This window comes from Ruegeria sp. O6 (assembly GCF_056535045.1).
The window spans coordinates 37,475-57,330 of the sequence record NZ_JBQERM010000003.1 but is presented as its reverse complement, the minus strand read 5'-3'; the positions used below and the strand labels follow the sequence as shown (position 1 = coordinate 57,330).

At 59.5% G+C, this 19,856-nt stretch carries 19 protein-coding genes and 1 tRNA gene; 16 read left to right on the top strand and 4 right to left on the bottom strand.

The features are described 5' to 3' along the window. Window positions 1–121: 121 nt before the first annotated feature. The 6 genes from ACR0DY_RS05555 to ACR0DY_RS05530 all read left to right on the top strand — a co-directional run bounded on the left by ACR0DY_RS05555 (window position 122) and on the right by ACR0DY_RS05530 (window position 6,074). Window positions 122–1,696, top strand: a complete 1,575-nt coding sequence (locus ACR0DY_RS05555; protein ID WP_480486734.1) for a lysine--tRNA ligase — start codon at window positions 122–124, stop codon at window positions 1,694–1,696. Between the two features lie 48 nt (window positions 1,697–1,744). Next, window positions 1,745–2,146, top strand: a complete 402-nt coding sequence (locus ACR0DY_RS05550) for a DUF4864 domain-containing protein (RefSeq protein ID WP_480475250.1) — start codon at window positions 1,745–1,747, stop codon at window positions 2,144–2,146. A 138-nt stretch (window positions 2,147–2,284) separates the two neighbouring features. Continuing rightward, entirely contained in the window at window positions 2,285–4,573 is a 2,289-nt protein-coding gene (locus ACR0DY_RS05545) for a glycosyl hydrolase family 28-related protein (protein ID WP_480897925.1), read from the top strand. A gap of 141 nt (window positions 4,574–4,714) precedes the next feature. Next, on the top strand, window positions 4,715–5,041 hold the full coding sequence (locus ACR0DY_RS05540; RefSeq protein WP_209507893.1) for an antibiotic biosynthesis monooxygenase family protein: 327 nt from the start codon (window positions 4,715–4,717) through the stop codon (window positions 5,039–5,041). Window positions 5,042–5,105: 64 nt separating this feature from the next. Further along, window positions 5,106–5,513: a universal stress protein gene (locus ACR0DY_RS05535; protein WP_480483281.1), complete on the top strand. Its 408-nt coding sequence runs from the start codon at window positions 5,106–5,108 to the stop codon at window positions 5,511–5,513. A 132-nt stretch (window positions 5,514–5,645) separates the two neighbouring features. Beyond that, the gene (locus ACR0DY_RS05530; protein WP_480897923.1) at window positions 5,646–6,074 is read left to right on the top strand and encodes an excalibur calcium-binding domain-containing protein; all 429 of its coding nucleotides are present in this window, start codon (window positions 5,646–5,648) and stop codon (window positions 6,072–6,074) included. A 21-nt stretch (window positions 6,075–6,095) separates the two neighbouring features. Here the strand turns inward: ACR0DY_RS05530 and ACR0DY_RS05525 are convergent, their stop codons facing one another. Further along, window positions 6,096–6,803: an ORF6N domain-containing protein gene (locus tag ACR0DY_RS05525; RefSeq protein ID WP_480897921.1), complete on the bottom strand. Its 708-nt coding sequence runs from the start codon at window positions 6,801–6,803 to the stop codon at window positions 6,096–6,098. A gap of 110 nt (window positions 6,804–6,913) precedes the next feature. Next, the gene (locus ACR0DY_RS05520) at window positions 6,914–7,705 is read right to left on the bottom strand and encodes a formate/nitrite transporter family protein (protein WP_480826622.1); all 792 of its coding nucleotides are present in this window, start codon (window positions 7,703–7,705) and stop codon (window positions 6,914–6,916) included. A gap of 256 nt (window positions 7,706–7,961) precedes the next feature. Between ACR0DY_RS05520 and ACR0DY_RS05515 the strand changes: the two genes are divergently transcribed. Beyond that, window positions 7,962–8,252, top strand: coding sequence for an antibiotic biosynthesis monooxygenase family protein (locus tag ACR0DY_RS05515; RefSeq protein WP_209507883.1), 291 nt, complete (start codon window positions 7,962–7,964; stop codon window positions 8,250–8,252). A gap of 178 nt (window positions 8,253–8,430) precedes the next feature. Here ACR0DY_RS05515 and ACR0DY_RS05510 read toward each other — a convergent pair whose 3' ends face one another. Together ACR0DY_RS05510 and uvrB are read right to left on the bottom strand one after the other, a co-directional pair. Continuing rightward, window positions 8,431–9,081 (bottom strand): hypothetical protein, encoded by a 651-nt coding sequence (locus ACR0DY_RS05510; RefSeq protein ID WP_480506789.1) that lies wholly within the window; start codon window positions 9,079–9,081, stop codon window positions 8,431–8,433. A 79-nt stretch (window positions 9,082–9,160) separates the two neighbouring features. Further along, complete coding sequence (uvrB, locus tag ACR0DY_RS05505; protein WP_209598575.1) at window positions 9,161–11,347, bottom strand: excinuclease ABC subunit UvrB; 2,187 nt, start codon at window positions 11,345–11,347, stop codon at window positions 9,161–9,163. A gap of 270 nt (window positions 11,348–11,617) precedes the next feature. On the opposite strand from uvrB, the gene ACR0DY_RS05500 reads away from it, so the two are divergent. From ACR0DY_RS05500 to iolE, 9 genes are all read left to right on the top strand, one after another. After that, window positions 11,618–11,929, top strand: coding sequence for an ETC complex I subunit (locus ACR0DY_RS05500; RefSeq protein WP_209507877.1), 312 nt, complete (start codon window positions 11,618–11,620; stop codon window positions 11,927–11,929). Further along, window positions 11,930–12,406, top strand: a complete 477-nt coding sequence (locus tag ACR0DY_RS05495; RefSeq protein WP_267366437.1) for a GNAT family N-acetyltransferase — start codon at window positions 11,930–11,932, stop codon at window positions 12,404–12,406. Between the two features lie 21 nt (window positions 12,407–12,427). Further along, window positions 12,428–12,504 (top strand) — tRNA-Arg (locus ACR0DY_RS05490). Between the two features lie 388 nt (window positions 12,505–12,892). Then, a complete protein-coding gene (iolG, locus tag ACR0DY_RS05485; RefSeq protein WP_480483293.1) occupies window positions 12,893–13,906 on the top strand; it encodes an inositol 2-dehydrogenase in 1,014 nt (337 codons plus the stop codon). 124 nt (window positions 13,907–14,030) lie between these two features. Then, on the top strand, window positions 14,031–14,951 hold the full coding sequence (locus ACR0DY_RS05480; RefSeq protein WP_267364100.1) for a sugar ABC transporter substrate-binding protein: 921 nt from the start codon (window positions 14,031–14,033) through the stop codon (window positions 14,949–14,951). A gap of 68 nt (window positions 14,952–15,019) precedes the next feature. Continuing rightward, window positions 15,020–16,126: an ABC transporter permease gene (locus ACR0DY_RS05475; protein WP_267364099.1), complete on the top strand. Its 1,107-nt coding sequence runs from the start codon at window positions 15,020–15,022 to the stop codon at window positions 16,124–16,126. A 1-nt stretch (window position 16,127) separates the two neighbouring features. After that, window positions 16,128–16,949, top strand: a complete 822-nt coding sequence (locus ACR0DY_RS05470) for an ATP-binding cassette domain-containing protein (RefSeq protein WP_480475274.1) — start codon at window positions 16,128–16,130, stop codon at window positions 16,947–16,949. Window positions 16,950–17,100: 151 nt separating this feature from the next. Next, window positions 17,101–18,933, top strand: coding sequence for a 3D-(3,5/4)-trihydroxycyclohexane-1,2-dione acylhydrolase (decyclizing) (gene iolD, locus ACR0DY_RS05465; RefSeq protein WP_480545950.1), 1,833 nt, complete (start codon window positions 17,101–17,103; stop codon window positions 18,931–18,933). After that, on the top strand, window positions 18,930–19,829 hold the full coding sequence (gene iolE / locus ACR0DY_RS05460) for a myo-inosose-2 dehydratase (RefSeq protein ID WP_480483297.1): 900 nt from the start codon (window positions 18,930–18,932) through the stop codon (window positions 19,827–19,829). The genes iolD and iolE overlap by 4 nt, the downstream gene beginning before the upstream one ends. Window positions 19,830–19,856: the final 27 nt, after the last annotated feature.

Sequence of the window (19,856 nt, the reverse complement as noted above, 5' to 3'; positions counted from 1 at the left end):
GGTGCCGCAGGATCGCGAAAAGTGTTGCCTGTCATTGACTCATGCTGCACTGGCACAATAGGAGGGGCCGGTCGGGTTGCGTGGTGCAGCCGCGACCGTTTCCCCAATGGAGCACATTGAAATGTCTGAACTGCGCGAAACCGCGATGTCGTCCAAGGCCTGGCCCTTTGAAGAGGCGCGCCGGTTGCTTAAACGCTATCAGAAAGGTGCTCCGGAAAAGGGGTATGTGCTGTTTGAAACCGGATATGGCCCGTCGGGCCTGCCGCATATCGGCACGTTCGGCGAGGTGGCGCGGACCACGATGGTCAAGCGTGCCTTTGAGGCGCTGTCGGACATCCCGACCAAGCTGATCTGTTTCTCGGACGATCTGGACGGGATGCGGAAGGTGCCCAGCAACGTGCCGAACCCCGAGGCGTTGGAAGAGCATTTGCAGCGCCCGCTGACCTCGGTTCCTGATCCGTTTGGCGAGTATGACAGCTTTGGCGAGCACAACAACGCGATGCTGCGCCGGTTCCTTGATACCTTCGGGTTCGAATACGAGTTCTATTCGGCGCGCGACTTTTATCGCTCGGGCCAGTTCGACGAGATCCTGAAGCGTGCGGTTGAACGCTATGACGACGTGATGGCCATCATGTTGAAAAGCCTGCGGGAAGAACGCCAGCAGACCTATTCGATCTTCCTACCGATCCACCCGGAAACCGGGCGGGTTCTGTATGTGCCGATGAAAAAGGTCTGCGCCGAGACCTACACCGTCACCTTCGATGATGAAGACGGCAAGGAATGGACGGTTCCCGTCACCGGCGGCAACGTGAAGCTGCAATGGAAGCCGGATTTCGGGGCGCGCTGGGCGGCACTGGGCGTTGATTTCGAGATGTACGGCAAGGAACACGCGACCAACGAAAAGATCTATGACGGGATCTGCCGGGCCTTGGGTGGCCGCGCGCCCGAGCATTTCAGCTATGAGCTGTTTCTGGACGAGAACGGACAGAAGATTTCGAAATCGTCGGGCAATGGTGTCTCGATTGACGAATGGCTGACCTATGCGCCGACCGAGTCGCTGGCTTATTTCATGTACCAAAAGCCCAAGACGGCCAAGCGGATGCATTTCGACGTGATCCCGAAAGCCTATGATGAGTATCATCAGCAGCTGCGCGCCTATCCGGGGCAGGACCTGAAGGCGCAGTTGAACAACCCGGTCTGGCATATCCACGGCGGCGACGTGCCGGAATCGACCCTGATCGTTCCCTTTGCGATGCTGCTGAATCTGGCATCGGTTTCCGGTGCCGAAGACAAGGAGGCGCTGTGGGGCTTTATTCGCCGCTATGCGCCCGAGGCAACGGCAGAGAGCCATCCCGATCTGGACAAGGCAGCCGGTTTCGCCGTGCGGTACTTCAACGATTTCGTCAAACCGACGCGTAAGCATCGCGCGCCGACGGATCAGGAGCGCGAGGCGCTGGAAGCGCTGAAGGCGGCGCTTGAGGCATATGATGGCCCGACCGAGGATGAAGCGTTGCAATCGGTGGTCTATGCCATCGGCCGCGAGCGGTTTGATCCAATGAAAGGGTGGTTCTCGGCGCTTTATGAGGTGCTGCTGGGGGCCTCGCAAGGGCCGCGTTTCGGGGGCTTTATCGCGCTTTACGGCGTGCCCGAGACCATCGCGCTGATCGACAAGGCACTGGCCGGAGAGCTGGTCTGATTTGACCTGAACCGGCATGGGGCTATCCTTGGAACAGGAGGTGGCCCCATGCGTCGACTACTGCTTGCATTATCCCTGAGCGCCGGGCTGGCGTCGGGCGCATTTGCGCAGAGTGCCGAGATCGAGGCCAATATCGCGGCACAGATACAGGCCTTCCGGGCGGATGACTTTGCGACCGCCTTCACCTTTGCCAGCCCCAGCATCCAGCGTCTGTTCCGAAACCCCGACAATTTCGGCGCGATGGTGCGCAATGGCTATCCCATGGTCTGGCGCCCCGCCGATGTGCGTTTTCTGGAACTGCGCGAGGTTGACGGCGCGCTGTGGCAGAAGGTGATGATTACGGACGGTAACGGGCGGGTGCATCTTCTGGACTATCAGATGATCCCGCTGACGGAAGGCTGGAAGATCAACGGGGTGCAACTGTTGGGTGCCGCTGACCCTGCGGCCTGAGGCAACACCACCGTCACGGTGAGATGAGCCGTGGTTAATTCCTTTTCGATATCCAGACTGTCGCGTTCGGGGCGGACCTGAACACGGGGTTTGAACGCGTCGCCGGATTTGCGCGGCGCGATTGGGAAAGGGTTTTCAATGAACAAGGCAATCACCGACGGCATCGTGTTCATGCCGCCTCAATTCGCGAATGGTCTGACGGTCTGGTCTGCGGGGGACGGAACGCCCGGGTCGCCCACATATGGCGGGTCCGGCACCGGGGTGTTTGTTCCGGCGGATGCGGATTTTGCCGGTTGCCTTGAAATCCTGAAGGTCAACACAACGCAGCAACTGCGTTACATGGGGCAGACGCCGATCCTGCCCGGTTGCTATTTGCAGATCAAAGCCCGGGTCAAGGCGATCAGCGGCCCGTTGCCGTCGGTGCGCATTGCAGCCTGGGCCGGTGGCGCGGGTGATGTGCATGTGGCCGGTGTTGTGGAACAGGGGCCGGCCACCCAGCTGTCGGGCTATGGCACCGTTCACGAGATCACCGCGATTGTCGGCACTGGCCAGCGCCCGGGCGTGGACATGCCCTGGGGGCTGGCTGCCCTTTACGGGCATTTCGGCCTGGATATCGAAGGGGCCAACGGCGCGCTGGTGCGTGTCGATGATCTTGAGATCACCGATGTCACCGGGTTCTTTCTGCGCGAGATGATCAGCCTGGTCGATGTGCGCGACTTTGGTGCCGTTGGTGACGGTGTGACGGATGACTCGGTTGCGTTTGAGGCGGCGGATCAGGCGGCCGGTGGCCGCCGGGTCTTTGTTCCGCAAGGCATCTATCACCTTGCGGAAAACACCAGCATCGATGCGGAGATTGAATTCGAAGGCACCGTCACCATGCCGGATGACAAGATGCTGTTGCTGACCAAGGATTTCCATCTGCCCGCATATATCGAGGCGTTCGGAGATGAGGAGCTGGCCTTCAAGAAGGCGTTTCAGGCTCTGCTGAACAATTCGGATCATGACTCGCTGGATCTGGGCGGACGCAAGATTTCCGTTTCCGCGCCGATCGACATGGCCGCTGCGGTTCCCAACAAGCAAAGCGGCTTTTCCACGCGCCGCGTGATCCGCAACGGGCAGTTCGATGTCAAAAGCGGTACCGCCTGGGACACCGAAACCTTCACCTCTGTCGCTACCTATGACCCGTCGGACAAGACACGCCTGACCAATGTCGCCAATGTGGCCAATATTCCCGTGGGATCGCTGGTTGAAGGCAGTGGTGTCGGGCGTGAGGTTTACGTGCGCTCGAAAAACATAGGTGCCGGTGAGATAACCCTGAGTGCACCCATCTATGACGCCGCCGGTACCCAGACCTTTACCTTTCAGTCGTTCAAATACCTGCTGGATTTCAGCGGTTTCGATACGTTGCGGAAATTCGGCATGGAACAGATCGAGTTTCAGTGCAACAGCCGGTGCAGCGGTATTCGTCTGGCGGCCTCGGGCAGTACGTTTTCGTTGAAAGACTGTTTTATCAGTCGCCCGAAGGATCGGGGCCTGACCTCGACCGCGACGGGGTGCAAGGGGCTGCTGATCGACAATTGCCAGTTCTTGTCCTCAGAAGAAGCGCTTGACGTGACGGACCGGAATTCCATCGGGCTGAACACCAACTCGAACGATGTGAAGCTGCGTCACAATCAGGCGGTGCGGTTCAAGCATTTTGCCGTTCTGGGCGGTGGCACCAATTTGGTTCTGGGCAACCATTTCTTCCAGGGCGACGGCATCCCGCAAGGGGTCCGTACCGCGGGGCTGATCATGATCGGCACCTACAACACCTCGACCATTGCCGAGAACTATGTCGACAACTGCTTTATCGAATGGACCAACGAACGCGATGCGGCGCCGAATTATACCAGTGGTTTCTCGTTCAGTTCGATGAGCATCACGGACAATATCTTTTTCTCAAGCGATGCACCGGCCTGGTTCAGTTATATCATCATCCGCCCCTATGGCGCTGGCCATTACCTGAATGGCGTGACGGTGACCGGCAACAAGTTCCGCGCCACCAGCGGTTCGATTGAGCGGGCGGAACGGGTCGATACGTCTTTTGCCGATCTGGACAATAACAGGCATTCGAACGTGACATACGAGAACAATACCTATCACGGGATTGGCAAGAGATCCTCGAACCCGCTGCGCGTCCGCAGCCAGCAGAACTCGGTTGCGAATATCTGGGCGGTTTCGGCAAACGGAGAATTGCCATTTGGCGGCAAGGCGCGTGGCTGCGACGGGGTCACTGTCATCGGGTCGCTGACCGGGGTGTTCAACAACCTTGTCTATTCGGCCCCTCATGTTCTGACCGAACAAGGGGTCAGTGGCGACAGCCTTATTCTGCGCTGGCCGGATCACCTGAAAGGCGAAGTCTCGGTCACGATGCGAATGGAGCGTTGAAACAGCGGCTGGCCGCCCATTCCGGGGTGGCCAGCCGCCTGACAAACGGGCGCAGAAAAGCGCTGATTGGCGCATCGGAAAGGAAATAGGCGACGTTTCAATCTGATGTGCTAGGCTTGGGGAAAGAAATGGAGAATCCCGATGCCGAAAATCGCCAAAAACGCCAGTGTTCAGACAGTTATCACCACGTTTGAAATGACGCCCGGCACCTGTCAGGACCTTTTGGAAGCGCTGACCGACGCCTATTCCGAGTTCATCTCGAAGCAGCCCGGCTTTGTTTCTGCGGGGCTTCATGTGAATGATGCGCAAACCCGGATTGCCAACTATTCGCAATGGCAACGTCGCGAGGATTTCCTGGCCATGCTGCGGACCCCCGAGATGCGCGACCGCAACCGCAAGATCAACGAGCTGTGCAAGAGCTTTGAGCCGGTCATGTATGACGTTGCAGAGACATTTGGCTCTACCTGACCTGAATCAAAGCCTGCGGTGCATGTCTGTTTCAAAGTAAGTCTGCAAAACGGAGGCGCATGCTATGTATCACAACATTCTCGTTCCGATCTCTTTCGATGCCGAAAGAGATACGTCCGGGCCGTTGAAACTGGCCCGGGTTCTGGCCACGCCGGACGCGCAGGTCACATTGCTGCATGTGGTTGAGCATATTCCGAATTATGCAATCTCGTACATGCCGGCGGAATATCTGTCCGAGGCCCGAAAGGCGATTCAGTCAGAGCTTGATACGCTGGCGTCGCAATTGCCGAATGCCACGGGCGTGGTGGTCGAAGGGCATTCCGGCCGGACCATTCTGGATTGGGCCGAGGCGCATCACCCGGACCTGATCATCGTGGCCTCGCACCGGCCGGGGATGCAGGATCTGCTGCTGGGGTCAACCGCGTTCCATATCGTGCGCCACGCCCCTTGCGCGGTGCATGTGGTCCGGTAACGGTCGGACATCACTGGCAGTAAGCAAAATTGTGCCTGTGCTGGCGGTGGTTTCGGGCCGGGCCAGATTTTTTGAACCCGGTGGAACTGTGCTGCCTCGGCTTTGCCACATATTGCTCTTATGGGTCGGGGCATGTTGTTCAAGAAACCAACGCAGGAAGCACCTGATCTGAACCCGCGCTCGGCCAGACGACACCAGCGCGCCGAGGCGGCGCGGCGGCAGGCGCTGTCCCCGCTGCGGATCCTGATCGTGGTTCTGCTGCTGCCGCTGACGACCGTGCTGATTGCCACGGGCGTCTTTCTGCGCACCTCGGGCTATGAGCGGGACGAGGCGGTGATCCACCTGATCGCGCTGGCGGGGTGTGATGCGACACAGGCCATGGGGATCGGTCCGTTCCGCGCTGGGCAGCCGGGATATCATGAGCGCAACGACCCGGATGGTGACGGGGTGGCCTGCGGGTATGCCGAGCTGGAGCTGCCACGCGCGACCACCGTGCAGGCGCAGGACCAGCCAAAGCCGCGCGAACGGTCGGTGGGAAGCGCCAAGTTCGTGCGCCCCTGATTTTCGGGGGGCGGGAAGGGGCTAGCCTTTCATCGCCTGTAGCAATTCCAACAACCCTTTGCGATCGTCGTCACTGGCATAATCGCCGGTGGCCAGCCGTTCGGCGATACGCAGGCGCAGGCGTTCCTGTTGAGTGCGGACCTCTTCCCCGGCGGTTTCGGCCAGCGTCTTCATGATCACCGCCACGGCCTGTTGGCGCTTGGTGGTTGGGTTGGCGATGTAATCGACAAGGCTCTGCTGGCCGGAATCGAGGATGTTTTCAGCCAGTTCACGCAGTTGGTCGCCATTGGGCAGCAGCGGGGCGGGAGTCTGTTCGGGGGGCAGGATTTCCGGCAGGTTGCGTGGAGTTTCGGCCAGGGCGTTCGCGCCATCGACAAAGGCTTCGGTGATCATCCGCGTGATCTTGATCGCGCGCGGGTCCTTGAACAGGGCCGAGGCGATGGCCACGCCGTAATCGGTATAGACCCACGGGTTGACCCTCCGCCCGCCGCGGCCTTTGGGTTTTGATATCACATTCTGTGATTGCAAATCGGCAACCTCGGCATCGGTCAGCTGAAAGCGGTAGCCTTCGAACAGGTCGGTGTTTCGCGAGACGGCCTGATTGAAGGCACTGACGGATTTTCCGTAGAACTGCGCCAGATCCTCGGCCAGCACCACACGGGTGCCGCGCACCCTGTGAATGGCGTTTTGCACCTCATGCGCGCTGGGCAGGTTTTTCGGGTTCGTCATGGCAGCCGTTTGGAATCACAATTTGTGATTTCAAACGTGGAGGAGGGTGGGGCGGGGTGCAAGGGTGGAGTGTGGGGATCTCCCTGCCCAAAACCTGATAAACCGCGTGCTCAGCCGGGCGTATTGCGCAGATAGGCAAAGCGATAGGCAAGCGCGACGCCGCCTGCGCCACCGACAATATTGCCGATCGTGACCCAGAAGAGGTTGCCCATGGCCGCGCCCAAACCGAAATCGGCACCGGCAAGCGCGCCCTGCGGCAGCAGGTACATGTTGGCGACGGAATGCTCGAGCCCCAACAGGACAAACGCCGCAATGGGCCAGAGTACCGACATGATCTTGCCCGCAGCTGTTCTGGCCGCAAAGCTCAGCCAGACGGCAAGGCAGACCAACGCGTTGCACAGAACGCTGCGCGCAAACGCCTGGGTGGCTGAGAGGTCGGCCTTGCCATTTGCGATTGCTGATGCGGTGGCCCCCATGGGCCCGTCCAGCAAGCCGGTTGCAGCGACGGCCAGAGCCAGCGCGATAGATCCGACCAAATTCCCAAGGTACACGAGGCCCCAGTTGCGCAGCAGGGCGCGCGGCGAGATTTTCCGATCCACCGCCGCGATGGTCATCAGGGCGTTTCCGGTGAACAGCTCGGCCCCGCCGACGATCACAAGGATCAGGCCCAGCGAGAACACGACGCCACCCAGAAACCGGGCCGGTCCAAACCCCGCGTCAACACCGGTCATGACCATGGTGAAGGCGGCCCCGCCGAAACCGATGAACACACCCGCGAGTATCGCCAGAGTCAGCGTCTGACCGACCGTGAGATGTGCCTTGGCAACGCCAGCTGTTTCAACCAGCTCGGCGATCTGGGCTGGTTTGTAGGCGTCAATTCCGGTTGGGTTCTGTGTTTGCATGGGACCCACTTTGCCGACGCATTCGCGTTTCGACATTGATTGGGATCAAGCATCCATCGGTGCAAAAACAACCGCACTGGGGGCGAGGCTGCAACCCTGAAGGGACAGCCACCCGGATGCAGTGCGGTGTATGGTTGAAAATCGGCGCAAATCGCCGGTATCAATGCGAGATTTCGGACTGCCGTGCTAGAGTACGCGCGGCGGGGCCGTTCCGGCCGTGTTACATGGCAATTTTGCCAGACGACGGAGGAAAGCGATGTTTGCACGAATTACCCAATACAAAATGAAGCCCGGTACGCGCGAGGCGGCGACGGCGAAGATGAATGAATTGAAATCCGACATCATGGGTATGCCCGGCATGCACAGCTTTACCAACGTGATGAACGAGGATGGTTCAGGCTATGTGATCTCGGTGGTCGAAAGCGAGGCGACCTCGAACGCAAACGCACCCAAAGTGGCCGAGTTGTGGGGCCATTTCGCCGAATTCATGGAAGGCCCACCGACGCCGGTTGGGTACGACGTGATTGCCCATTGGGATAAGGGGTAGCGGTTAGGGCGGGGATAGACCCGCCCTTTCTTTTATTTGGAGAGAACAGCGATTTGGACCTCATGTGGTCTGGCCAGGGTGTTCGGGTTCGTCATGGCAACCGCTTGGAAACACAATTTGTGAATTCAAACGTGGAGGAGTGCGCGCTGGGCTGCAAGGGTGGAGTGTGGGATGTGACTTACCTACTCAGGCAAACGCTCATAACTCTTTCCTTAGTATCACCGCCGTAACGGGTGTTGGACGGCAGTGCGATCCAGTCTCTGTGCCGATAACTCCAAAGAAACGGCCAATTCTCGCTGTTACACGCGACGCCATGTGGGGACTGGTAACCGTCGGAGCGATCTCGAATGGACTTGAACAAAGACGAACGTTCTATGATGCGTAACTCGGATGCTTTCGCGTATCTTTTCATTTGCCATTGCACTTGCAGGTTTTGCAACGCGACCGGACCTATCACTGTAAGCATTGCGCCAACAATAATAGTCGGTATTTTTGCCTTGCCCGGCATGATCGCAGCGGCTGCGGCCACCAAAAACAGTAAAATCAACGCCGCAAAGAAAAAAACAAAAAGTCTCGCGGTTAAAGCATCTCCCAGTAAAAATAGGATTGAGGCGGGCCATACAGCTAGCGCCAGCATTCGTAAGCCGCTAAAGCTCGAATCTACTCCAAGTCCCCAGATGATCATCAAAAGGAGCACGAACCATAGCATTGATATACTTCTGCCGGGCGACGCTTCGCGCCATCCTGCGAGCACACTTACCCATACCCAAACCATTGCTAGGAGTGAAATTGTTCCGAGCAGTCCAACTGCAATAAGAAGCGTGATCAAAAAACTTTCCTAAACCGATTGTCTAAGAAGATAGATTTCCTGCTTTGAGGCAAATTGCAACCGTCAGTTGTGTGTAAGGCTACCGCTTCCGCCGCTTCACATTCCCACCCCGCTGCCCCGGCCGTCCAGCCGTTGATCGCCCGCGCGATTTGACCGCGTCCTCCGAGGCTTTCTCGACCGCCCATTGGCGGGCCATGGGGTCGTCGGCGATGGCCAGATCGACCGCTTCCAGGCGCTTGATTTCATCCCGGATGTTGGCGGCCTCTTCGAATTCCAGATTCTCGGCGGCTTTGCGCATCTGGTCGCGCAGCCCGTTCAGGTGCGCCTCGAGGTTGGCGCCGTGCATCGGTTTGTCGATGGTGGCGGTGACGCGGTTCATGTCCACGTCGCCCTCATAAAGCCCGGCCAGAACATCCTCGACATTCTTTTTCACGGTCGCGGGCGTGATACCGTGTTCCTCGTTATAGGCCATCTGCTTGGCGCGGCGGCGGTCGGTTTCGGCCAGCGCGCGTTCCATCGAACCGGTGATCTTGTCGGCATACATGATCACCCGGCCTTCGGCGTTGCGCGCGGCGCGGCCGATGGTCTGAACCAGCGAGGTCTCGGACCGCAAAAAGCCTTCCTTGTCAGCATCCAGAATGGCGACCAGCCCGCATTCGGGAATGTCGAGCCCTTCACGCAGCAGGTTGATGCCGACCAGCACGTCGAACGCGCCCAGACGCAGGTCGCGCAAAATCTCGATCCGTTCCAGCGTGTCGATATCGGAATGCATGTAGCGCACCTTGATACCCTGTTCGTGCAGGTATTCGGTCAGATCCTCGGCCATGCGTTTGGTCAGCGTCGTGACCAGCGTGCGATAGCCATCGGCGGCGACCTTGCGCACCTCGTCCAGCAGGTCGTCGACCTGCATCGACACCGGGCGGATTTCGACCTGCGGGTCCAGCAGGCCGGTGGGGCGGATCACCTGTTCGGTGAAGACGCCGCCGGTCTGGTCGAGCTCCCACGCGGCGGGGGTGGCCGAGACGAAGACGGATTGCGGGCGCATGGCATCCCATTCCTCGAACTTCAGGGGCCGGTTGTCCATGCAGGACGGCAGGCGGAACCCGTGTTCGGCCAGCGTGAACTTGCGCCGGTAGTCGCCCCGGTACATGCCGCCGATCTGCGGCACGCTGACATGGGATTCGTCGGCAAAGACAATGGCGTTGTCGGGGATGAATTCGAACAGGGTCGGGGGCGGTTCGCCCGGAGCGCGGCCGGTCAGATAGCGCGAATAGTTCTCGATCCCGTTGCAGACGCCGGTGGCCTCGAGCATTTCCAGATCGAAATTGGTGCGCTGTTCCAGCCGCTGCGCCTCGAGCAGTTTGCCTTCGCCGACCAGCTGGTCGAGGCGCATCCGCAGTTCTTTTTTGATCCCGATGATCGCCTGCTGCATCGTCGGTTTCGGCGTCACGTAGTGGGAATTCGCATAGACCCGGATATGGTCCATCGTGTCGGTCTTTTCACCGGTCAGCGGGTCGAATTCGGTGACCTGTTCCAGTTCCTCGCCGAAGAAGGACAGTTTCCAGGCGCGGTCTTCGAGGTGGGCGGGCCAGATTTCCAAGCTGTCGCCCCGCACCCGGAATGAGCCGCGCTGAAACCCCTGATCGTTGCGGCGGTATTGCTGGGCCACCAGATCGGCCATCACCTGCCGCTGGTCGTATTCGTGACCGACCTTCAGATCCTGCGTCATCGCCCCGTAGGTTTCGACCGAGCCGATACCGTAGATGCAGCTGACCGAGGCGACGATGATCACGTCATCGCGTTCCAGCAACGCCCGCGTGGCCGAGTGGCGCATCCGGTCGATCTGTTCGTTGATCTGGGATTCTTTTTCTATGTAGGTGTCAGAGCGCGGCACATAGGCTTCGGGTTGGTAATAGTCGTAATAGGACACGAAATATTCCACCGAGTTTTCGGGGAAGAAGCCCTTGAACTCACCATATAGCTGCGCCGCCAATGTCTTGTTGGGGGCGAGGATGATGGCCGGACGCTGGGTTTCTTCAATCACCTTGGCCATGGTGAAGGTCTTGCCCGTCCCGGTCGCGCCCAGCAGCACCTGATCGCGTTCCCCGTCCAGCACGCCGCCCGCCAGTTCCTTGATCGCCGTGGGCTGATCGCCCGCCGGATTGAATTCGGTATGCATCACGAATTGCTTGCCGCCTTCCAGTTTCAGACGCGCGCGCACGTCTTCGGTGGTCAGTTGGGTCTTGTCGGAATGGGCGTAAGGCATTGGTAGGCTCCAGGCGTCAGGCCCTTACATTTGTTCTTATTTTGTCCAACTGCAAGGGCCGATCCGGATTCATTGCCCGCTATGCGGTCTGAGGCCGTGCGACGGGTGAGACGGTGTGATGTTCTTGGGTTTGTTTGGCGAGACCCTATTCCGACCTGATGACAGTTTCTGGCATGAGTTCGCAGGCGAGGGCCGCGACAATTGCAATCTTGCCCCCGGGCGCGCTCTGACGCATAAACGGGCTCAGCCAAGTGAGTACGGAGAGGCGACATGCGCGCACGGATCTACCAGCCCGCAAGAAATGCGATGACCTCGGGGATGGCCAAGACCCGCAAATGGGTTCTGGAATACGCCCCGGCCTCGGCGCGCGAGGTTGATCCGCTGATGGGCTGGACGTCGTCCAGTGACACGCAGGCTCAGGTACGCCTGAAGTTCGACACGCGGGAAGAGGCGCTGGATTATGCCAAGGCCCACGGTATCGATGCGCAGGTCAGCGAGCCGCACAAGCGCAAGCCCAATCTGCGCGCGCGGGGCTATGGCGAGAATTTCGCAACCGACCGGCGCGGCCCCTGGACGCACTGAATGATCGAAATCCGAGAGGCTGACCCGACATCGGACGTATTGCGCCCGATTGTCGATGCGCATTTTGCCCATGGTGAAACCGCGGGACCCGCGGAAAGCAACCACACGATGGATGCTGAAGCCTTGGCCGGGCCGGGGGTGCGGTTCTGGGCCATTTTTGACGGACAGCAGCCATTGGGATGCGGTGCGCTGAAAGCGCTGCCCGATGGAACCGCCGAAGTAAAATCAGTGCATATTCTGGCGCAGGCAAGAGGGCGCGGGCTGGCGCGCGTGCTGATGGTGCATCTGGCTGAACAGGCCGGCGCAGAGGGGTGCGAGGCTTTGGTTCTTGAGACCGGGGCGAGCCATCTTCGCGAATATGATGCCGCCCGCAAGCTGTATGAGTCGCTGGGATATTCCTATTGCGGGCCTATCTTTGGATATGTTGATGATCCCAACAGCGCATTCATGCGCTTGCCTCTTGAACCCCGCGGGTAAAAACCGCAAGAAGGGCGCAGCGGTCCCTTAGCTCAACTGGATAGAGCAGCTGACTTCTAATCAGCAGGTTGAGGGTTCGAGTCCTTCAGGGATCGCCATTTGCAAACCAGATCTATACCGGACATGCGCCTGCTTTGGTCGGCGCGTCGTGATCTTGTGGCTGTTTGGTGTGGTATGAGGGGCTGGACGAGGGGGTCATGCCAGCCCCTCTAAGGGGGTCACAGAGTGGTAGTATGTGTTCCTTACGTACAATCTAACGTGATTCACCGTGCGGCGATATTGGGGGATTCCCGTAGGTTGGCATTTGCGCGGAAATATGCGTGTCAGGTAGTGCAATCCTGTTGAGATCAGACCGGGTTTTTGCGCGGTATTCGTGTTGAGGCTGTAGAAGCCGCTGGCAAATCCGGGGGTGATGCAAAAAATATATTGCAACCGGTTGCAAAGAAAATCATTGTTACGCACAACAACAAGATTCGGGAGAGCTGCATGTTGAGGGTCGGATTGCTGGGTGCCGGGCGTATTGGGCGCGTTCATGCGCAGGCCATATCTTCCCATCCGGGGAGCAGGCTGTGTGCGATATCCGATGCGCTGCCCGAGGCGGCGAACAGCCTCGCGGATGAATATGGGGCCGAGGCACGCAGTTCAGAAGAAATTATCGCTGATCCCGAAATTGACGCGGTTCTGATTGCAACGCCGACGGATACGCATTCCGACCTGATCGAGGCGGCCACGGGCGCTGGCAAAGCCGTTCTGTGCGAAAAGCCCGTCGATCTGAGCCTTCAGAGGGCACAGGACTGTCTGAGCGCCGTAGCGGGGCGCGGCAAACCTGTCATGATCGGGTTTAACCGGCGGTTCGATCCTAATTTTGCGGCTTTGAAGGCCGGTTTGGACGCAGGTGAAATCGGCAAGGCCGAACTGTTGTCGATCACGTCATTTGACCCGGCCCCGCCACCGGTCAGCTACGTAAAAGTGTCCGGAGGACTGTTTCGGGACATGATGATCCACGATTTCGACATGGCGAACTTTCTGATGGGGGATGTGCCCCAGACCGTCACAGCGGTGGGATCGTCGCTTGTGGATGCAGAGATCGGCGCAGCAGGCGATGTGGACACGGCCGTGGTCACAATGACTTACGCAGACGGCCGGATTGCGGTCATCAAGAACTCGCGCCGGGCGGCCTATGGGTATGACCAGCGGGTCGAGTTGCTGGGCTCGGAAGGGTTGTTGCAGGCGCATAACATGCTGGAAAACACCGTCGTGAAATCGACGGCGGATGGCGTTGTGGGCGCGAAGCCGACTTATTTCTTTCTGGAACGCTACATGCCGGCCTACCGCGTGGAATGGGCCGCATTTGTTGATGCTGTCGGCGGCGGTTCCGACGTTCCCGTCACGTTGCAGGATGGTGTGGCAGCGCTGGCGATGGCCGAGGCCGCGACCCTGTCAGCGCAGACGGGAATGCCCGTCCGGATGGAGGAAATTTTGAAACCGGTTGCAAAATGACCAAAATTCTTCAAACTAACGACAGCTCGGCCCTGAGCCGCAGCCACTGAGATTCGGCACAGCCGGATGATTGGGGCCGGTACCCCAACAGAAGATCAGACTGAACCAATGGGAGGAAACTGAAATGAAGAAATTCGTTAAAGGTGCACTTGCCGCAGGGGCACTGGCCCTGGCGACGCCCGCTCTTGCGCAGGACATCGTGGTCGTATCGCATGGCCAGGCCAATGACGCATTCTGGAACGTCGTGAAGAACGGTGTAGAACAGGCTGGCAAGGATGTCGGAGTGAATGTGGAATACCGCGCTCCGGAAACTTTCGACATGGTGGCCATGTCGCAGCTGATCGACGCTGCCGTGAACCAGGAGCCCGATGGCCTGATCGTTTCGATCCCGGATGCGGATGCGCTTGGCCCGTCGATCGAACGCGCCGTTGCCGCAGGCATCCCGGTGATCTCGATCAACTCGGGGTCGGATGTGTCGAAACAGCTGGGTGCGTTGCTGCACGTGGGTCAGGACGAGTTTGACGCCGGGAAAGCTGCGGGCGAACAACTGGCTTCGATGGGGGGCAAAACCGCGATCTGTGTGAACCACGAAGTGGGCAACGTTGCGCTGGACCTGCGTTGTGCAGGTTTCGCGGAAGGCTTTGGCGGTAATGTCGAAGTTCTGCCGACCTCGAACGATCCGTCGGAAATCGAGTCGAAAGTCTCGGCTGCTCTGGCTGCTAACGAAGCCGTCGATACGGTTATGGCGCTGGGTGCAAGCTCGGCCGGTGAGCCGACTGTTGCCGCTGTCAAAGCATCGGGTCGTGACGTGAATGTTGCGTCCTTCGACCTGTCGGCCAACTTCCTGCAATCGATTGCGGATGGTGACGCGGCCTTTGCCATCGACCAGCAGCAGTATCTGCAAGGGTACCTGTCGGTGAACTTCATGGGCCTGCACGCCAAATACGGCCTGATGCCCGGCGGTAACGTTCCTTCGGGTCCGAACCTGATCACTCAGGATAAGGCCGCGCAGGTGATCGAGCTGTCCGCGCAGGGCATCCGCTGATCCACACCGCAACCTGAACAAAACGGGGCGGCGCGGTGGCGCCGTTCCCATCCAAGTGGGAGGAAACGATGAGTGACTCAGCGCAAATCGCCGGGGACGAAAGGGTCAAGAAAGAACCTTTCATGACCAAGCTCATGAAACGGCCCGAACTCGGTGCGATGGCCGGTGTCGTTCTGGTGGTCATCTTCTTTGCCATCACAGCAGACGATTCGATGTTTACCCTGGCCGGGGTCATGAACTTCATGACACCTGCGGCACAGCTGGGCATTCTGGCAATCGGTGCGGCCCTTCTGATGATCGGCGGCGAGTTTGATTTGTCCATCGGTTCCATGGTGGCGTTTGCGGGCCTGTTTTTCGGCGTCTGTGTGGTGACATGGCAGTTGCCACTGATCATTGCGATCCCCATGACATTTGTATTCGCGGCATTTGTCGGGGCAGTGAACGGCAATATCGTCATAAGATCCGGCCTGCCGTCCTTTATCGTGACGCTGGCTTTCCTGTTTATTCTGCGCGGTCTGTCGTTGGTTGGCCTCAAGGCGGCGACCGGAGGGTCGACCCAGTTGCGCGGTGTGCGTGACGTGGTCGAAAACGACTGGCTGGCGCCGTTCTTTTCGGGCGAAGCCTTTGGCAGCCTGTTTGCCTGGCTGGCGGCCAACGGCATGATTGATACCTTCAAAAGCGGAGCACCCAAGGTACCCGGCGTCCCGGTCGAAATCCTGTGGTTCATCGTGCTGGCATTGGCCGCCACCTATGTGTTGCTGCGAACCCCGGCGGGGAACTGGATTTTCGCGGCGGGCGGTGACAGCACTGCGGCATCGAATTCCGGTGTTCCCGTGAGCAAGATCAAGGTGTCTCTGTTCATGCTGACCGCCTGTTGCGCTGCACTGGTGGCCATCATTACGGTGATCGACGCGGGCTCGACCGACGCACGGCGTGGTTTCCAGAAAGAATTCGAGGCGATCATCGCTGCCGTGATCGGGGGCTGTCTGCTGACGGGCGGATATGGCTCGGCCATCGGGGCGTTCTTTGGTTCGATCATCTTTGGCATGGTTGTCATCGGACTGACCTATACGGATTTCGATCAGGACTGGTTCCAGGTGTTCCTGGGCGCGATGCTGCTGATTGCCGTTCTGTTCAACAACGCGATCCGCAAACGCGTAACCGGGGAGCGCTGATATGACCGAAGATACCAAGTTCCACCATGGCGATGCGGCAGGCGACCAGGCCCCCATCGTGGAAATGAAGGATATCGAGAAGCACTTTGGCAACATCATCGCATTGGCGGGCGTCAGTTTCGACGTCAAACCGGGTGAATGCCACTGCCTGCTGGGCGATAACGGCGCGGGCAAGTCGACCTTCATCAAGACCATGTCCGGGGTACATAAACCCACCAAGGGCGAGATCTTTTTCGAGGGTAAGCCGTTGCATTTTGACACTCCGCGGGATGCGATGGAGGCAGGCATTGCGACCGTGTTCCAGGATCTGGCGATGATCCCGCTGATGAGCGTCACGCGCAACTTCTTCATGGGGCGCGAGCCGACCAAGGGTAAGGGTTTGCTGAAGCGGTTCGATGTCGAACACGCGAATGAGGTCTGCATGGAAGAGATGCGCAAGATGGGCATCAACCTGCGCGGGCCGGATCAGGCGGTTGGCACCCTGTCTGGGGGGGAACGGCAGACCGTCGCCATTGCCCGCGCCGTGTACTTTGGTGCCAAGATCCTGATCCTGGACGAACCGACCTCGGCCCTGGGTGTGCGCCAGACCTCGAACGTGCTGGCCACCATCGACAAGGTGCGCAGTCAGGGCGTTGGCGTGGTGTTCATCAGCCACAACGTGCGTCACGCGCTGGCGGTGGGCGACAGGTTCACCGTTTTGAACCGGGGCAAGACGCTGGGCACAGCAACGCGTGGCGAGATCACGCCAGAGCAGTTGCAGGACCTGATGGCGGGCGGTCAGGAAATGGCCGAGCTTGAGGGATCGCTGGGCGGCACGGTTTAGAGTACAGAATTTGGATGCCCCAATGGGGCATCCATCGGGCGGTGGCACGTGACGCCCCACTTTTTTCAGGCTTTGATACAAAAGCTGGCACCTTCGCAAATGAGAAAACCCGCAGGCCGCCAAAGGCGGAGCTGAGTTGAAAGGGATCATGATGAGCAAGACAGTCCGACTGACCGCGGCGCAAGCTCTGGTGCGCTATCTGGGCGCGCAGATGAACGAGGCCGGAGAGCCCTTTATCGCAGGTGTCTGGGCGATTTTCGGCCATGGCAATGTGGCTGGTTTGGGCGAGGCGCTGCACGGTGTGAAAGACAGCCTGCCCACCTATCGCGGTCATAACGAACAAACGATGGCACATTGTGCGATTGCCTATGCCAAGCAGTTGGGGCGCAGGCGGGCGATGGCGGTCACCTCGTCCATCGGGCCGGGGGCCACCAACATGGTTACCGCTGCTGCGCTGGCCCATGTGAACCGCCTGCCGGTTTTGTTGCTGCCCGGTGACGTGTTCGCCACGCGTGGACCCGACCCGGTTTTGCAGCAACCCGAAGTGTTCTCGGACGGAACTATTAGTGCGAATGACTGTTTCAGACCGGTCAGCCGCTATTTCGACCGCATCACCCGGCCGGAGCACCTGTTGACGGCGCTGCCGCGTGCCTTCCGCACCATGACGGACCCGGCGGATTGCGGTCCGGTGACGCTGGCCTTTTGTCAGGACGTGCAGGCCGAGGCTTATGACTATCCCGTTAGCTTTTTTGAGCCGCGCGTCTGGTATCAGCGCCGCATTCGTCCGGATGAAGGTGAATTGGCACGGGCCGTGGCCGCAATCAAGGCAGCCAGGCGCCCTGTGATCGTGGCCGGGGGTGGCGTACATTATTCGGACGCGACCGCCGCGTTGCAGCGCTTTGCCGAAGCGCACAACGTGCCGGTGGCCGAGACGCAGGCGGGAAAATCCGCGCTGGCCTGGGATCACCCCCTGAACCTTGGTCCGATTGGCGTCACCGGCGGTGAGCCTGCCAACGATATCTGCGCCGAGGCGGATCTGGTGCTGGGCGTCGGCACCCGGTTTCAGGATTTCACCACCGGGTCTTGGGGATTGTTCGCAAACCCCGAGCGGGAGTTGATCAGCCTGAACACCGCCGCCTATGACGCGGCAAAGCACGGCGCGATGCCGCTGCAGGCTGACGCCCGCGTTGGGCTGGGTGACCTGAGCGACGCGTTGGGCGGTTACCGCGCGCCTGATATGCCTGCAACGCTGAAACCCGAATGGTTTGCCAAGGTCGACGCATTGACCGACGCGCCCGCAGACAGCAATGCGCTGCCCACGGATATGCAGGTGATTGGTGCCGTGCAGCGGGTGGCCAATGAAAACACCGTTGCCATGTGTGCCGCGGGCACGATGCCGGGTGAGTTGCACAAGCTGTGGAAGGCACCGCGCCCCGGTGCCTATCATATGGAATATGGCTTCAGCTGCATGGGGTATGAGATCGCCGGTGCGATGGGCATCAAGATGGCCCAGCCCGACCGCGACGTGATCTGCTTTACCGGCGACGGCACTTACATGATGGCGAACTCGGAAATGGCGACGGCGGCGATGATGGGGATTTCGTTCACCGTTGTGGTCACCGACAATCGCGGCTTTGGCTGCATCAACCGTTTGCAGATGGGAACCGGCGGGGCCGAGTTTAACAACCTGCTGGATCACGCGGTCGGCGGCGAAAATTCGGTGATCGACTTTGCCAAACATGCCGAAGCCATGGGGGCGACCGCGCTCAAGGTCAGCTCGATCACCGAGCTTGAGGAGGCACTGGCCAAGCGAAGTGACATCAAAGGCCCCTATGTGGTGGTGATCGACACCGATCCCTACCCATCGACCGAATATGGCGGAACGTGGTGGGAAGTGGCGGTGCCCGAGGTCAGCATCCGTCCGGAAGTAAACGAAAAACGTGCGGCCTATGAGGTCGCCATCAAGGAAAGAAACACGAAATGAGCGTGAAGATCGGTATCTCTCCGATTGCCTGGCAGAATGACGATCTGCCGGACCTGACCGCAGCTTACACGATGGAGCAGGCGCTGAAAGAAGCGCGCGAGATCGGCTATACCGGTGTTGAACGGGGCCAGCGGATGCCCGGCGACACCGAAGGGTTGCGCGCCTATCTGGAGGCCAATGACATCGCGTTGTGTGGCGGCTGGTGCTCGGGCAGTACTCTGGTCAATGACCTGGACGCCGAAATCGCTGTCGTGCGTGAACAGGTCGAACAGTTTGTTGCGCTGAACAGCCCCTGCATCGTTTACGCCGAGTGTTCCAATACCGTCCAGGGGCAGATCGGAACGCCGGTCAATGACCGCCCGAAGCTGTCCAAAGACGAGGTTCTGGCCTATGCGGCCAAGCTGACCGAGCTTGCCAAATGGATGGCAGATCAGGGTATGCCGATGGCCTATCACCATCACATGGGCACGATCATCGAAAGCGAAGATGAGGTGAACTGGCTGATGCAGGGTTCAGGCCCCGAACTTAAGCTGTGTTTCGATACGGGCCATCTGCTATTTGGCGGTGGCGATGTGATGGCCACGCTGAACCGTTGGGGCGACCGGGTGCACCATGTCCACTTCAAGGACATCCGCCCGGACATCGTGCAGGACACGCGCGAGAACAATCGCAGCTTTCTGGATGCGGTGATCGCCGGCGCGTTCACCGTGCCGGGTGATGGGTGCATCGACTTTCAGGCCGTAGCCAACGCGTTGAAAGCAATGGATTACACCGGCTGGATCGTGGTCGAGGCCGAGCAGGACCCCGCCAAGGCGCCGCCCTATGAGTACTCCAAGCTGGGCTATGACCATATCGTCGAGGTTTGCGGCAAGGCAGGGTTGGAGATCACCGTTTAATCACCGCCCCTCGGGGCAACACCGAAG